This is a genomic window from Bacteroides sp. MSK.20.12, assembly GCF_019052435.1.
GTDB lineage: Bacteria > Bacteroidota > Bacteroidia > Bacteroidales > Bacteroidaceae > Bacteroides > Bacteroides xylanisolvens.
This window is the reverse complement of record NZ_JAHQVH010000006.1, coordinates 106,209-122,441: the sequence shown is the minus strand read 5'-3', so window position 1 is coordinate 122,441 and position 16,233 is coordinate 106,209. Positions and strand designations below refer to the sequence as shown.

Annotated in this window: 12 protein-coding genes; 11 read left to right on the top strand and 1 reads right to left on the bottom strand. The window is 40.1% G+C overall.

The features are described 5' to 3' along the window. Positions 1–23 precede the first annotated feature (23 nt). From KTR06_RS05295 to KTR06_RS05245, 11 genes are all read left to right on the top strand, one after another. Positions 24–626 (top strand): RNA polymerase sigma-70 factor, encoded by a 603-nt coding sequence (locus tag KTR06_RS05295; RefSeq protein WP_004317021.1) that lies wholly within the window; start codon positions 24–26, stop codon positions 624–626. Positions 627–688: 62 nt separating this feature from the next. Continuing rightward, positions 689–1,852 carry a FecR family protein gene (locus tag KTR06_RS05290; protein WP_055234493.1) on the top strand — a complete coding sequence of 388 codons (1,164 nt, stop codon included), beginning with the start codon at positions 689–691 and terminating at the stop codon, positions 1,850–1,852. A gap of 151 nt (positions 1,853–2,003) precedes the next feature. After that, on the top strand, positions 2,004–5,594 hold the full coding sequence (locus KTR06_RS05285) for a SusC/RagA family TonB-linked outer membrane protein (protein WP_165861898.1): 3,591 nt from the start codon (positions 2,004–2,006) through the stop codon (positions 5,592–5,594). Between the two features lie 23 nt (positions 5,595–5,617). Then, positions 5,618–7,186 carry a RagB/SusD family nutrient uptake outer membrane protein gene (locus KTR06_RS05280; protein WP_217290033.1) on the top strand — a complete coding sequence of 523 codons (1,569 nt, stop codon included), beginning with the start codon at positions 5,618–5,620 and terminating at the stop codon, positions 7,184–7,186. A gap of 22 nt (positions 7,187–7,208) precedes the next feature. Next, positions 7,209–8,105 carry a putative zinc-binding metallopeptidase gene (locus KTR06_RS05275; RefSeq protein WP_178285809.1) on the top strand — a complete coding sequence of 299 codons (897 nt, stop codon included), beginning with the start codon at positions 7,209–7,211 and terminating at the stop codon, positions 8,103–8,105. Positions 8,106–8,117: 12 nt separating this feature from the next. Then, positions 8,118–9,434, top strand: a complete 1,317-nt coding sequence (locus KTR06_RS05270) for a DUF4302 domain-containing protein (protein WP_178285807.1) — start codon at positions 8,118–8,120, stop codon at positions 9,432–9,434. A gap of 7 nt (positions 9,435–9,441) precedes the next feature. Next, the gene (locus tag KTR06_RS05265; protein ID WP_055234497.1) at positions 9,442–10,482 is read left to right on the top strand and encodes a BACON domain-containing protein; all 1,041 of its coding nucleotides are present in this window, start codon (positions 9,442–9,444) and stop codon (positions 10,480–10,482) included. A gap of 3 nt (positions 10,483–10,485) precedes the next feature. Then, the gene (locus KTR06_RS05260) at positions 10,486–11,619 is read left to right on the top strand and encodes a fibrobacter succinogenes major paralogous domain-containing protein (protein ID WP_008770520.1); all 1,134 of its coding nucleotides are present in this window, start codon (positions 10,486–10,488) and stop codon (positions 11,617–11,619) included. A gap of 36 nt (positions 11,620–11,655) precedes the next feature. Continuing rightward, positions 11,656–12,804, top strand: a complete 1,149-nt coding sequence (locus tag KTR06_RS05255) for an FISUMP domain-containing protein (RefSeq protein ID WP_004317012.1) — start codon at positions 11,656–11,658, stop codon at positions 12,802–12,804. A 350-nt stretch (positions 12,805–13,154) separates the two neighbouring features. Continuing rightward, on the top strand, positions 13,155–15,311 hold the full coding sequence (gene rnr, locus KTR06_RS05250; RefSeq protein ID WP_008023447.1) for a ribonuclease R: 2,157 nt from the start codon (positions 13,155–13,157) through the stop codon (positions 15,309–15,311). A gap of 190 nt (positions 15,312–15,501) precedes the next feature. Next, on the top strand, positions 15,502–15,981 hold the full coding sequence (locus KTR06_RS05245; protein WP_008023449.1) for a pyridoxamine 5'-phosphate oxidase family protein: 480 nt from the start codon (positions 15,502–15,504) through the stop codon (positions 15,979–15,981). 120 nt (positions 15,982–16,101) lie between these two features. Here the strand turns inward: KTR06_RS05245 and KTR06_RS24650 are convergent, their stop codons facing one another. Further along, a complete protein-coding gene (locus KTR06_RS24650) occupies positions 16,102–16,224 on the bottom strand; it encodes a hypothetical protein (RefSeq protein ID WP_256331113.1) in 123 nt (40 codons plus the stop codon). Between the last annotated feature and the right edge of the window lie 9 nt (positions 16,225–16,233).

Genomic DNA, 16,233 nt, shown 5'->3' with positions numbered 1-16,233 from the left:
TGAATATTAATTGAAAAAATATGATGCCACAAAGATACGATAAATATAAAATAAAAGCCATTTTGCTTTTCTCAATTATTATTTGTTTATTTGCAACGCGATTTATTTACTATTCAACACTTTTAAAGCACGTGGAAGATAAGGCCGATTTTGATTTTCTTTTTAAAGAGTACTATCCTCAACTTTATTATTATGCATTTCACCTGATTAATAATATGGAGGCTAGCAAGGATATCGTAAGCGACGCCTTCGAATTTATTTGGGCCAATTATGCAAAAATAGATAAAGCCACGGCTAAATCTTATCTATACATTTACGTTCGCAACAAAAGCATTGACTTCCTGCGACATCAGAATATACATGAACAGTATGTACAAATCTATTCCGAACTAACCAAAAGTTATGTTGAAACGGAATATCTGGAGCAGGATGAAAGAATGATGCATATCAGCAAGGCAATGGAAAAACTGACTCCACATACCAGGCATATTTTAGAAGAATGTTATATTCAACGCAAGAAATATCAAGAAGTGGCAGAAGAATTAAATATCAGTGTCAGTGCAGTCAGGAAGCATATTGTGAAAGCATTACAGGTGATACGTGAAGAATGTGCAAAAAAATCATAAATCAGGTATCTTTATTTTATGATTAAACGTAATATAAACAAGTATGATACAGTCAAACAGTGATGAATAAAGATATTGACAATATAAACAATACAGATGAATCTGTAAAGAAGGCGCTCGACATCATGGAGAGTTCTTCAGAAATAAACGACGAACAGCTGCAGGAGATGCTTAAAGATAAAGAAGTCCTGCAAGCTTGTCGCGACATCATGGATAGCAGTCTTTTCCTACAACAAAAAGGAGGAATAGAACTTCCCAATGTAGAAATGGAATTGGAGCGATTCAAGAAAAAACAACATTCAACACGAATGCGTTCCAATCTCTGGAAAACAACTATCGGAATAGCCGCCATGATTACCGTTCTATTCGGGAGTTACTACTTAATTAATAGCCTGACAACCCCTGCACTAGAACCAATCACTGTATTCACTGCTGATACTACTCCCCAACATATTGTTTTGCAAAAAGATGACGGAGAAAAAATTGTGTTAGACGAACCGCAGTCAAACAATCAAGTCGTGCCTAAAACCGCCATCGCAAAGTCTGAAAAGAAAGAGCTGGATTATAGGCAAGTCATCTCAACAACTACACAGACACACGTACTTACCGTGCCACGAGGTGAAAGTTTCAAAGTGGTATTATGTGACGGCACAGAAGTCTGGCTGAATGCCAATAGTAATTTTGTTTACCCTACAGCCTTTATTGGCAACGAGCGTATCGTTACTTTAGAAGGCGAAGCTTATTTCAAGGTAGCCAAAGACGCCAAGCGTCCCTTTATTGTAAAAACCGAGACAGTCCAAACCCGCGTTCTCGGTACGGAATTCAATATACGTAGCTATACTCCCGAAGATACCCATGTAGTACTTATTAACGGGAAAGTAGAAGTAAGTAACACAAAAGGAGGATCATATACCCGACTATATCCGGGAGAAGACGCACACCTGCAATCTGATGGAAATTTCGTTCTAACAGAAGTAGACTTAGACTCTTACGTTTATTGGAAAGACGGCTATTTCTATTTTGACAATATTACATTGAAAGATATTATGCAAAACTTAGGACGCTGGTACAATGTAAACATAGAATTCAGAAACAAAGAAGCAATGACATATAAAATGCACTTCATATCCGATCGCACTAAAGATTTAGAGCACACAATCTCATTGCTTAACAGAATGAAAAAAGTCACTGTCACCTTGCAAGGCAATACGCTTACCATAGACTAGGTTTTTATTGCATAAGTATAACAAATCTATGCAAGAAACAACAAAATATCACTTTTATTAAAAAATAAATCGCAAAAGGGGTATCCATTTTCTTTTCTCGTACGCATTAGTTATATAAACATATCCAAATAGTGTTATTAAAAACAAACGTATGAGAAATAATTGGAACTTATTTATTGTGTGTTTTCTATGCGTATTGTGCTTCCAGCCTTACCAAGTTAATGCTCAAACGCAATCACAAAAGAAAATCACGATTGAGATTAGCAACGAACGATTGCCGTCCGTACTTAAACGTCTGGAAAAACTCTCCGGCTACAAAATCCTATTTACGTATGACGATGTCAAGAAATTCACCGTTTCCGGCTCTGTCAAAGATAAGAGTATAGAGCAGACTCTCGATATTATCTTAGCCAATAAGCCACTAGAATACCATATTGAAGATCAATTTATCACAATTACTTCCAAAGGTCCTTCCAAACAAGCGAAAGTATTCAATGTAAAAGGAGTGGTAATTTCCGGTGATGACGGACAGCCTCTCATCGGTGCAACTGTTGTCATCAAGGGAAGCAAGTCCGGTGTATTAACAGACATAGACGGAAAGTTTTCGATAGAAAATGTATCCAATAAATCCCTGTTACAATTTTCTTATATAGGAATGAAGCCACAAGATCTGACTCCTACCCCAACTATGAATGTTACATTAATGCCTGATGTACAAACTTTATCAGAAGTAGTAGTAACAGGTATGCAAAAAATGGATAAACGCCTGTTTACAGGAGCAACCAAACAATTGTCCGCAGATGAAGTGAAACTAGATGGTTTGCCTGATATCAGCCGTGGACTTGAAGGACGCGCCGCAGGCGTATCTGTACAAAATGTTTCCGGCACGTTTGGTACTGCCCCGAAAATTCGGGTACGCGGTGCCACATCTATTTTCGGTAGTTCAAAGCCATTATGGGTAGTAGATGGAGTCATCATGGAGGATGCTATTGACGTAGGTCCGGATGACTTATCTTCAGGAGATGCAGAGACGCTAATCAGTTCAGCCATTGCCGGGTTGAATTCAGATGATATCGAGAGCTTTCAAATATTGAAAGACGGATCAGCAACCTCTATCTATGGCGCACGAGCCATGGCAGGGGTTATTGTAGTAACAACCAAGAAGGGAAAAGCCGGCGTTAGCAAAATGAGCTATACCGGTGAATTTACAACCCGTATGATTCCCAGTTATAAAGAATTCAACATTATGAATTCGCAGGAACAAATGGGAATCTACAAAGAGATGGAGCAGAAAGGATGGCTTAATAACAGCGATACTTACCGTGCCAAAGATAGTGGTGTATATGGACGTATGTATCAATTAATCAATCAATATAACCCGGTTACAGGACAATTCGGACTTGCCAACACGCCGGAAGCACGTAATGCTTACCTGCGCGAAGCGGAAATGAGAAATACCGACTGGTTCAATACCTTATTTTCCAACAACGTTACACAAAACCATTCGGTCAGCATCACTTCCGGAACTGAAAAGTCTTCATTCTATGCTTCATTAAGTGCGATGTCAGATCCGGGATGGTATAAACAAAGTGAAGTAAAACGTTATACTGCTAATTTAAATACAACATATAATATATATAAGAATTTATCTATAAACCTGATCTCCAGTGCTTCCTACCGTAAACAGAAAGCCCCCGGGACACTAAGTTCAGAGGTTAATGCAGCAAGTGGAGAAGTTACCCGTCAGTTTGACATCAATCCCTATTCGTATGCACTAAATACATCACGCGCACTAGATCCAACAGTTGACTATACAGCCAACTATGCACCGTTCAATATCCTCCATGAATTGGATAACAATTATATGGACTTGAATGTAGCTGATGTTAAATTTCAAGGAGAAATAAAATGGAAAGCCCTTCCGGAATTAGAGCTAAGTGCATTAGGAGCAGTCAGATATCAGGCTTCTTCACAAGAACACAACATCAAAGATCACTCGAATCAGGCAACCGCTTATCGCACAGGAATGGACGACGCTACCATTCGTGACGAAAACAACTTATTGTATACCAATCCGGATAATCCGTATGCTTTGCCTATCAGTATACTACCGGAAGGAGGTATTTACCAGCGTAAGGACTATCGTATGTTGGGGGTAGACTTCCGTGCCACAGCATCCTGGAATCATTTATTTGCAGAAAAGCATATAACCAATCTTTTCGCCGGTATGGAAGTAAATGATTTGAAACGTATGCAAAATTATTTTCAAGGATGGGGAATGCAATATACAATGGGTGAAATACCATCGTATGTATATGAATTCTTCAAGAAGGGCATTGAATCCGGTGAAAGCTATTATGGATTAAACCATACAACAACAAGAAGTGTAGCAGGCTTTGCCAACGCAACTTATTCTTATGATGGACGTTATACAGTAAACGGAACATTCCGCTATGAAGGCACCAATCGCATGGGAAAAAGCCGTTCTTCCCGCTGGCTTCCTACATGGAATATGTCAGGAGCATGGAATGTACATGAAGAAAATTTCTTCAAGACATTCAGCTCTGTACTGTCACACTTAACATTCAAAGCATCCTACTCTTTAACAGCCGATAGAGGACCGGAATATGTGACCAACTCACATGCCATAATCACTAGTTATTCACCATTTCGTCCTTTCACCAGCGGACAGGAAACAGGACTTTATGTATCTGATCCTGAAAACAGTGAATTAACCTACGAAAAAAAGCATGAGTTGAACATCGGTGCCGACATGGGATTCTTAGACAACCGGATCAATTTTTCGATCGACTGGTATAAACGCAACAACTATGACCTGATTGGTATTACCCCGACACAAGGAGTAGGCGGTTCTATCTACAAATATGCCAATATAGCTTCCATGAAATCACATGGTATCGAGTTCACCATCTCAAGTAAGAATATCCAGTCGAAAAACTTTTCATGGCATACAGACTTCATCTTTTCCAAAGCAAAAAATGAAGTTACAGAACTGAATGCCCGTTCCAGCGTAATGGATTTAGTTTCAGGTTACGGTTTTGCCCGTCAGGGTTACCCGGTACGTGGTTTGTTTTCCATTCCATTTGTCGGCCTAAATTCAAATGGTATCCCGATGTATAATATCAATGGAAAAATAACCAGTACCGATATTGATTTTCAGACACGTGACAACATAGACTACCTAAAATATGAAGGTCCTACTGATCCTACCATAACAGGAAGTTTTGGTAATATTTTCACTTATAAAGCATTCAAACTGAATGTATTCATCACCTATTCATTTGGTAATGTAGTACGTTTGAATCCATGTTTCAGCTATCAATATAGTGACTTATCTTCTATGCCACGCGAATTCAAGAATCGCTGGACAGTGCCGGGTGATGAGAAACGCACGAATATCCCCACTATTATCTCGAAACGCCAATATGAAGATAATAAAGATTTAATGTATGCATATAATGCCTACAATTATTCTACAGAACGAATTGCCAAGGGAGACTTTATCCGTATGAAAGAGATATCCTTGTCCTATGACTTCCCCCAATCATGGATTGCACCAGCAAAGATATCTAATTTATCTTTGAAACTTCAGGCTACCAATTTATTCCTGATTTATGCAGATAAAAAACTCAACGGACAGGACCCGGAATTCTTCAATACCGGTGGAGTAGCTTCCCCTGTACCCCGTCAGTTTACATTGACTCTTAGATTAGGATTTTAACCATTCAGATAATTATAAAAATGATGAAATACAGAAACGTCTTATATACAACACTCATTTCAGCTCTATTCTTGGGAACAACTTCCTGTAGTGACTTTTTAGATGAAATGCCGGATAACCGAACCGAATTGACTACTGAAGAAAGTATTACTAAAGTTCTGGTATCTGCATATCCTATGACTACCAACTGCCACATAGGAGAATTTTACAGTGACAATATCGATGAAAATAGCAGAGCATACAGCTACCTTTTCCGATTAAACGAACATTTGTACCGTTGGCAACAAACGACTGAAGAAAATCAGGACTCTCCTCATGCTTTATGGAATGACTGTTATAACTCGATTGCATCAGCCAACCAAGCCTTGGCGGCTATTGAGCAGATGGGAAGTCCTCAATCATTATCAGCCCAAAAAGGCGAAGCTTTGATATGCCGTGCATACAATCATTTTGTATTAGCTACCACATTCTGCAAAGCGTATGGTACAAATGGGGACAAAGACTTGGGTATACCTTACATAAAAGAACCGGAAACATCTGTAAATCCACAATACTCACGCGGAACAGTTGCTGAAGTATACGAAAATATTGCAGCCGATTTAGAAGAAGGACTGCCTTTAATTGATGACAATATTTACTCACGGGTAAAATATCATTTTAATAAGAAGGCCGCTTATGCATTTGCAGCCCGCTTTTATCTATATTATACACAACCGGATTTTTCCAACTGTCAGAAAGTTATCAATTATGCCAATATAGTACTCGGTAATAATGCGTCCCAATATTTACGTGACTGGGCTGCATTAGGAGCTTTATCTCCCAACAAGAATATACAGCCGAACGCTTATGTAGATGCAGATAACCGTGCCAATCTAATGGTAATATCAGCAGCTTCATATTGGCCATTGGTTTCCGATCCGGGTTATGCCAACTGCGAAAGATATTGCATGAACAATATTACTGCTTCGGAAAGTTGTAAATCCGAAGGTCCATGGGGAGATCAGTCAAGTTATCATCAGATCCCATTTTCACCCGGTGGCTCTATAAAGAACGGATTCCGCCGCTTAGTTATCTATCAGCAATTCACGTCGGGCAACAGTTGGATCGGCTACATGCTGTATCCTGCTTTTACCACCGACGAAGCATTGCTTTGCCGAGCTGAAGCCTACACGTTACTAAAACGTTATGACGAAGCTGCCGCTGATATAGATGCCTGGCAGAAAGCCTTTACAAAAAACACCCAAACTTTGACCAAGGAGACAATCAATGATTTTTATGCCCGACTAAAATATTACACACCGGAAGCTCCGACAGTAAAAAAGGAATTGCATCCGGATTTTGTAGTAGAAAAAGGAATGCAGGAGAATCTAATACATTGTATTCTACATGCAAGACGTCTGCTAACCTTAGAAGAGGGGCTTAGATGGCAAGATATAAAACGCTATGGCATTATAATCTACCGCCGCTATTATGAAGGTTATACCTTGGTGAATATCACCGACAAGATGGACACGAATGACCCCAGACGTGCAATTCAGCTACCGGCCAGTGTCATTACAGCAGGTATGCAACCAAATCCAAGAAATGACTAAATAACTTTAGGAGGAAAAAAATATGAAGAAATACATCATATACAGTTTAATCATGACATTGACCTGTGGACTGGGTGCTTGCAACAATGACGAAGACGTAGACAAAGCAAACAGCATTTTCTCCACAGAAGAAGTAAATCGTAACCCATTCGACAAGTGGATATTAGGCAATTATACCCATCCATACAACATTGCATTAAAATATCGCATGGAAGATAACGAGAGCGACATGACACACATATTAGCACCTGCCGAATACAAAAAGTCTGTGGTACTGGCTAAAATTATCAAACATGTGTGGCTGGAAGCATACGATGAAGCAACAGGTAATCCGAACTTCTTACGCCAATATATTCCTAAGACAATCCACTTTATCGGTTCCCCCGCCTATGAAGACAATGGAACTATGGTATTAGGAACAGCTGAAGGCGGCATGAAAATTACATTATACAATGTAAATGACATCAATCCCGACCAAATAGATATTAACCTGTTAAACGACTACTATTTCCAGACAATGCACCATGAGTTCGCACATATTCTGCATCAAACTAAAAACTATGATCCGGCCTTTGACCGTATTACGGAAAATGCCTACATCGGTAGCGACTGGTATATGGTGGGAGCCGACCGCAATGCATGGCAACAAGGATTTGTCACTCCTTATGCAATGAGTGAATCACGTGAAGATTTTGTGGAGAACATCGCAGTGTATGTCACAAATACCAAAGACTACTGGAATAACATGCTGCAAAATGCCGGTGAAAACGGTCGTACACTCATAAAGCAGAAATTCGAAATAGTCTATAGTTATATGGAACAAACCTGGGGAATCAATCTGGACGAATTACGCGAGATTGTTCTACGACGCCAAGATGACATAGCAAACGGCTATGTAGACTTAAGTATTATTGAATAAAATATGAAAATTATGAAGAAATATCTATCCATATACACACTTCTGGCATTGGCCTGCATTGTTTTGCAATCTTGTCTTTTCTCCGAAGAAGAAATATTCGACGAATCATCTGCCAATAGAGCCACAGCCGATGTAATCAAATGCCAGGAGATTCTTAAAGATGTGCCGAACGGCTGGAAACTGGAATATTACATAGGAAGCAACTATTCTGCAGGTGCAATCACTTTACTAATGAAATTTGACGGGAAGCAAGTAGAAATGGCTTCGGAAACAGGTGCAGAAAGCTACAAACCGGGAACTATAACAACCTCCCTTTATCAAGTAAAATCGGAACAAAGCACAATGCTCACTTTCGATTCGTACAACCCACTGATCCATATGTTTTCAGGTCCTCTAGGCCTGAACATGAACCTAGGAGGGGATTACGAGTTTATTATAATGAGCGCAACTCCCGACAAGGTAATTCTGCAAGGAAAAAAATACAAAAACATAATGGAGATGACGCCTATGCCCAAAGATATACCATGGCGTATTCAGATTGAAGATATTATTAACATTGAGAAAGATGCTTTTCTAAATACATACCGCATGGAGAAAGGCGGACAAGTACTGAATTACTTTATACGCAACAATGGCACAATGGCTACATTCTCCGCTTACAGCGCCGATTATAGTAGTGCAAGAAGTTTACCCTATATCTACACAGAAAAAGGATTAAAGTTACAATCCCCGTACAATGTCAACGGACTTGAAGTCCAAAACTTCAAATGGGATAGAAAGTCCAGACTATTTGTTTGTACCGACGCAGGAGCAACTGACATCGTACTTAAAGAATATTATCCCGAAAACTATCTACAATATGAAGACTATATCGGTACCTACACTGCAACGATTGACGATTATGACGAAGGGCCAACTTCGCAATCTGTAACCATCTCTCCTAAAGTCAGAGGAGAAAGTTATACACTGAAAAGTATTGGCGGATTCAACTTCACCCTCCAGTATGACAAAGCCAGCGGAAAACTAGTTTTAGATTCACAAAGTATAAGTTCGACTTCTTCATCGTCTTATTACTTTGCGTGCGCGGCAGGTGTGGAAGGCTATGCCCACACAGAATTAAGTCTGCCATCACGCCTACGCAACGGATTGATAAATGTGACGACAAACAGCAACCCTTTCACTTTTTACTTTGCGGATAAAGCAAGCCAGGAAATTACATCATTAATAATCTGGGCTTATTCATCTGATGAATATTCAACCTCCGGACTAATGGGTTACTGGAGCTGGTATAACTCAATCTTAATGGTAAAAGAAAACGAAAGTAATTAATACAATTATGAGAAAGTTTTTTAATATATTCTTATTTGTACTTTGCACCATAGCAATAGCGGGATGCAATGATACGGAAAGCAGCGAATCCAGGTTAGAGATCAAAGCTGTAAATACTAATTTCCAAGCGACTGGAGGAAAAGGCTATATACAACTTCAGGCAACAGGCAATATAACAGCAGATGTTAATGCCGACTGGTGTGTGCTGAAAGAAGTAAACCCCAATGAAGTAGTATTCGAAGTAAAAGAAAATACCGGGTACTCCGGTAGAAATGCTTTATTGACAATCAGTAACGGAGTAGAGACAGAAGCATTCAACATCAATCAATCCGGAGCTGTTTTCATCTTCGGCAAAGACGAATGGATGCTCCGTACCGACAATAAAGCAGCTACTCTGCCAATAAAACTACAAAGTTCTTTCGATTATACAATAGACATACCCGCAGAAGCTCAAGAATGGTTGTCATTTGAACAGAATGCGAAGGGAATAAATTTCAAGGTAAAAGAAAATACCTCCGGAAAAATGAGAGGAGCTATTGTCAATGTGGCAGCAAAAGACAGATCGGCTTCTTATCAGGTAATACAATATGATGTTGACGAGCTTACCGGAACATGGCAAGGTATGTTTTCAGACGGGCAAATGAATTACGGTTTGAAAGATGTCACCATTGAGAAACAGGAAGACGGAACATATCTGCTTTCAAACATTCTAACCGGATTGCCTTACAAACTGAAAGCAAAAGCCATAGACAATTGCCTGGCTTTTGGGGCCGGTCAAAACCTAGGAGTCTTCGAGGACAATTTATATCTCTCATTCGAAATTCTTAGCTCTGACCTATATTATGTAAAAGATCCTTCTGTAACAATCTCATTAGGCCCCGTAATGTTAACAGACGGAACATTCGTTTTCGCTTTTTCCGGAATAAAAGAAAGTGATCCTTTCGGTTTTGTTTTCCGGGTATATGAAGATGCAAAACTACAGAAAGTTATAGACAATCTGTCCATTTTTATTAATTGTATTCTATTTAAAGAAGACATAATCCAATAACATATGAAAAAGATACTATTAACTAGCTTTATCGTGGCATTAGGATTACTTGGTGCAAGCTGTAAAGATGACAACAGCACCGCAAGCGGAGGAGGAGAAATACTTCCGGACCAACAGGTAAGCTGTGAGATATTTATGCCGACTAACGGAGAAACCGTTATAATATCAGACAAACTGATTATCAGAGGAGAAGGAACGACTAACTATGGTAAAATTATCTCCGCTGAACTTAAAGTAGGAGGAGAAGTTATTACCGACATAAGTTCGGTTCCATTCTACTATGAATACACTTTCCCCAAGGAAGCTGAACCAGGAGAGTTGAAAATTGAATTAGCAGTCAAAGGAGATCATGAAGGCAGTGCTTTGGCAACTATTACTGTCACAACAGAACTCGGTGACAGACCTGCACCACCTCAAATCGGAGAAGACCTCACAGATACACGTGATGGAAATGTATACAAGACGGTACAACTTGCAGACCAGTTATGGATGGCAGAAAATTTACGCTATTTACCGGAACAGAATTTTGATATATCTTCAACAGCGCCCAAATATTATGTCATGTTCGACAGTGATATCAAAACAGACTTGGGAAAAGCTTATTTAAAAGCTTATGGAGCCTACTATAACTTACCTGCAGCACTTCAAGGTGAAACAGCATTAGGAGAAGATGAAACACGAAATATAAAAGGTGTTTGTCCTGACGGATGGCATATTCCGTCGCAAAAAGAATGGCAGACATTATCTAAATATGTTTTAGACTCCGGCATGGCCGCTATCATGAGTGATGGTCAAGTAGACGAAACAGCCATAGCAAAAGCTTTAGCTTCAACAACAATGTGGATGCTGCCAGAATATACAGAAATAGAACCTCAACCAACTTGGGTTGGCGTAGAAATGGAAAAGAATAATGCAACCTTGTTCAACGGTTTACCCATCGGATTCCGTGCATGTGCAGGTGACGAAGATTGGATGCATACCTGCTACAGTGCCGGCTGGTGGAGTTCGACAGCCGGAGTACAAATGGGACCTGAATTCGGTATCACCGTACGTTTATGGTCAGACCTCCACACATTTGTAACCAATGCAGAATTCAATCCGGGAGTAGGTCTTCCTGTCCGTTGTATCAAAGACTAACGATTATATTATTACTCACTAAATATAAATACATTTATGAAAAAATTTGGATTCTTTTTATTCGCAGTCTTAGGACTAATTGCTTGTGGTGACGACAACAACGACCCTACTCCCGAGCAACATGTAACATGCTCCATATCTGCACCTGCTGAAGGAGCTACGGTAAACATTGCAGAAAAAATGACAATCAAAGGAGAAGCAACGATTGACTTTGGTGAAATCTCAAACGTCACATTAAAAGTAGGAGACAAAGCTATATCAGAAGTTACTGCTGTGCCTTTTAGCTATGATTATACATTTGAAGCTAACCAAGCCGAAGGAGCATTAAAAATTGAATTAACCGTCAAAGGTGATCAAGGCACTACGGCAACAAGTGAAGTTAATGTCACATTACAAAAAACAAAACCAACTCCTGAACCGGAAGAAGGAAAAATGATTGACCCACGAGACAATCATGAATACAAAATTGTTACGATTGGTGAACAAATATGGATGGCAGAGAACTTGGCCTATTTACCATCAGTTAGCAAACCGGAAGCTGCCGCTACTAGTGATGGAGATCCACTCTATTTTGTTTTCAACTATGATGGCGAAGATGTAAATGCAGCTAAAGCCACGAAAGAATATAAAACATACGGAGTCTTGTATAATTGGTATGCCGCTATGAACCAAAAGAATGCAACAGGTGGAGATGCAGAAGCCATACCAAGTGGTATCCAAGGAATCTGTCCTAGCGGATGGCACCTGCCAAGTAAAGCAGAATGGAAAAAGCTAGAAAGTTTTGTTGTTAGTGAATTAGCACCAGTTGAAGGTAACGTATGGACAGATGAGGATGGAAATAAGTACTCTGATAAAGATTGTAAAAACGTCTGGTCAGCATTAACAGGAAAACTTGATACTGACGGTTGGGGAGAATCTGGCATGATAGATGAAAATCCTGACCTTGCTAATGGCCCGCGTGATACCTATGGCTTTAATGTTATACCTGCTGGACAATGCTATCATAGTGGAGGTTTTGAAACACCTAAGTCAAAGAGTAGAACAGATTTTTGGAGTACAGACCAAGCTACTTATGGAGCAGGAACTGTATATTTCAGTAATATGAGCTATGGATTAGGTTATTCTTCTGATAAAGGAGGAATACAAGAAAAACGCGGTCTTTCGGTACGTTGCGTAAAAAATTAGTTATAAACAAGTATTCATCAATTAGTTCATTACAGAATTAATAAATTCTCTCTTAAAGATAAGGGAAGCGTGTCAAGAGATATACTTCCCTTTTTATGTGCCTCTCTACACAGGAAATAGTGAAAATGCAATATGTAATTATGACCATAACGAAGGTATTCTAATTTTATTCTCTCTCTCTTTATAAACCCGACCAGCCTCCTTTTCCGAATTGATTCAGAAAAGGAGGCTTTCTGTTTCAAAATCTATGAAATATCAAGTAACACAAAAAGTTTTGTCCTCATTCAGAACTATCAAGTCCAAAAATTTGTTTACTTTGTAGATTGAACTACTAATAAATTCCATATAATATGGCAAAAAAGAAAGAAAAGAAAGAGAAAAAGGCCGGCAAAAGAATGAGTAAGAAAGAGCTGGCAGCATTATTAATAGACTTTTTCCATGCCAAATCCAGCGAGACCTTGAGTATGAAATATATATTTTCAGAACTGCGTCTCACCACCCATCCGCAGAAAATGCTATGCGTCGATATATTACATGACCTTTTAGCTGACGATTATATTTCCGAAATAGAAAAAGGAAAATTCCGTCTCAACAATCATGGAACGGAGATGACAGGCACTTTCCAACGGAAAAGCAATGGTAAGAATTCATTTATTCCTGAAGGAGGAGGCGAACCGATATTTGTGGCCGAACGCAATTCGGCACATGCCATGAACAATGACAAAGTAAAAATTGCTTTTTATGCCAAACGGAAGAACAGAGAAGCAGAAGGAGAAGTAATAGAAATACTGGAACGTGCAAACGATACTTTCGTCGGCACACTGGAAGTAGCCAAGTCATACGCATTCCTGGTGACAGAGAACCGTACACTTGCCAATGATATTTTCATTCCGAAAGATAAGCTGAAAGGCGGTAAAACCGGAGATAAAGCCATTGTGAAAGTAACCGAATGGCCGGACAAGGCTAAGAATCCTATCGGACAAATAATAGATATATTAGGTCAGGCTGGTGACAATACCACAGAGATGCACGCTATTCTTGCGGAATTCGGTCTGCCGTATGTATATCCGAAAGCAGTAGAAACAGCAGCAGACAAGATTCCTGCCGAGATTTCAGCAGAAGAGATTGCCAAACGCGAAGATTTCCGTAAGGTAACAACTTTCACCATCGACCCGAAAGATGCCAAAGACTTTGACGACGCACTTTCCATCCGCAAACTGAAAGACGGATTATGGGAAGTGGGTGTACACATTGCCGACGTGACACATTACGTAAAAGAAGGAGGAATCATCGACAAGGAAGCAGAAAAACGAGCAACCTCCGTTTACCTGGTAGACCGTACCATTCCGATGCTTCCCGAACGGCTGTGTAACTTCATTTGTTCACTCCGCCCGAACGAAGAAAAACTAGCTTTCTCCGTTATCTTCGATATTACGGAAAAAGGAGAAATTAAAGACTCACGCATCGTACATACGGTTATCAACTCCGACCGTCGCTTCACCTATGAAGAGGCACAACAAATCATAGAAACAAAAGAAGGAGACTTCAAAGAAGAAGTGCTCACATTAGATACCATTGCCAAAGCACTGCGCGAAAAACGTTTCTCTGCAGGAGCCATCAACTTCGACCGCTACGAAGTGAAGTTCGAGATTGACGAAAAAGGAAAACCAATCAGCGTTTACTTCAAGGAGTCAAAAGATGCTAATAAACTGGTGGAAGAATTCATGTTGCTCGCTAACAGAACAGTGGCAGAGTTTGTAGGTAAAGTGCCCAAAAATAAAAAGCCCAAAGTGCTTCCCTACCGTATTCACGACCTGCCCGATCCGGAGAAGTTGGAGAACTTGTCACAGTTCATTGCCCGCTTCGGCTACAAAGTGCGCACAAGCGGAACGAAGACGGATATCTCCAAATCCATCAACCACTTATTGGATGACATTCATGGAAAGAAAGAAGAGAACCTGATTGAAACGGTATCTATCCGCGCCATGCAAAAAGCACGTTATTCAACTCATAACATCGGCCACTACGGACTGGCCTTCGAATATTACACTCACTTTACTTCTCCCATCCGCCGTTTCCCGGACATGATGGTACATCGTTTGGTGACAAAATATATGGACGGAGGGCGCAGCGTATCCGAAGCCAAGTACGAGGACCTCTGCGACCACAGCTCCAACATGGAACAAATCGCAGCCAATGCCGAGCGTGCTTCCATCAAATATAAACAGGTGGAATTTATGAGCGAACGTCTGGGACAGATTTACGACGGTGTAATCTCCGGCGTAACCGAGTGGGGACTTTATGTAGAACTGAACGAAAACAAATGTGAAGGTCTGGTTCCTGTTCGTGACTTGGATGATGACTATTACGAATTCGACGAGAAGAACTATTGTCTTCGCGGACGCCGCAAAAACAAAATATACAGTTTGGGAGACGCTATTACTGTTCGGGTAGCCCGTGCCAATTTGGAGAAGAAACAATTGGACTTCGAATTAATAGAAAAGTAAAAGTTTGAATATTCAAGCAAACTGAAAAGCTCATTCAACCCCTGATAACATTAGTACGGGAATACGATTGATTAGATAAATCTGTGAAAACAACGAGAAAAAAGTTTGCATAGATTTGTGTAATCAGTCGTAAGTCTGTACTTTAGCGTATCATTTTGATTATTCTTACTATTATAACATTCATATATCCATGAAGACTGTCATTATCGAAGACAAACAACGAATCGAGTCCATTATCCTGCATTGCGATGCCTGTTTTGTGGGCATTACAGATTTAGAAGGTAATCCCTATGTAGTTCCCATGAACTTCGGTTATGAAAATGGCACCATATATCTGCATTCAGGTCCCGAAGGCAGCAAGTTAGAGATGTTGGAACATAATAATAATGTATGTATCACTTTCAGCCTCGGACATAAACTTGTCTACCAACACGAAAAGGTAGCCTGCAGTTACAGTATGCGTTCCGAAAGCGCGATGTGTCGGGGGCAAGTGGAATTCATCGAAGAGATAGACGATAAACGCCGTGCACTGGATATCATCATGCGACATTATACAGACAACGCATTCAGCTATTCCGATCCTGCCGTACGTAACGTAAAAGTGTGGAAAGTAGCCGTCCGGCAGATGACAGGAAAAGTCTTCGGTCTGCGAGCCAACGAAAAGCCATAAAACAGTTTCCGGCTTTCGGCTAATGAATTTAACTTCATGCTCCACACCCGTTTAAGAAACGAATTCAGCATTCAAGAAACATGACGGAGCATCTCCAAGCAAATTTCTCCAAACAAAAGTTCAGGGCACTTTTACCCTCACACCCTCACCCTCTGCCTGTATCTCTTTATCCATCGGCATCACAGGTGTGAGGGTAAAGGTGATGGTAAGTGAGGGTAGGCTGTTACCCTCACCCTGTCTCATTGTAAGCGT

Coding starts and splice junctions, on each gene's coding strand:
- KTR06_RS05285 (WP_165861898.1), top strand. CDS start 2,004: ATGAGAAATAATTGGAACTTATTTATTGTGTGTTTTCTATGCGTATTG.
- KTR06_RS24650 (WP_256331113.1), bottom strand. CDS start 16,224: ATGAGACAGGGTGAGGGTAACAGCCTACCCTCACTTACCATCACCTTT.
- KTR06_RS05270 (WP_178285807.1), top strand. CDS start 8,118: ATGAAGAAATATCTATCCATATACACACTTCTGGCATTGGCCTGCATT.
- KTR06_RS05275 (WP_178285809.1), top strand. CDS start 7,209: ATGAAGAAATACATCATATACAGTTTAATCATGACATTGACCTGTGGA.
- KTR06_RS05295 (WP_004317021.1), top strand. CDS start 24: ATGCCACAAAGATACGATAAATATAAAATAAAAGCCATTTTGCTTTTC.
- KTR06_RS05290 (WP_055234493.1), top strand. CDS start 689: ATGAATAAAGATATTGACAATATAAACAATACAGATGAATCTGTAAAG.
- rnr (WP_008023447.1), top strand. CDS start 13,155: ATGGCAAAAAAGAAAGAAAAGAAAGAGAAAAAGGCCGGCAAAAGAATG.
- KTR06_RS05245 (WP_008023449.1), top strand. CDS start 15,502: ATGAAGACTGTCATTATCGAAGACAAACAACGAATCGAGTCCATTATC.
- KTR06_RS05265 (WP_055234497.1), top strand. CDS start 9,442: ATGAGAAAGTTTTTTAATATATTCTTATTTGTACTTTGCACCATAGCA.
- KTR06_RS05260 (WP_008770520.1), top strand. CDS start 10,486: ATGAAAAAGATACTATTAACTAGCTTTATCGTGGCATTAGGATTACTT.
- KTR06_RS05280 (WP_217290033.1), top strand. CDS start 5,618: ATGAAATACAGAAACGTCTTATATACAACACTCATTTCAGCTCTATTC.
- KTR06_RS05255 (WP_004317012.1), top strand. CDS start 11,656: ATGAAAAAATTTGGATTCTTTTTATTCGCAGTCTTAGGACTAATTGCT.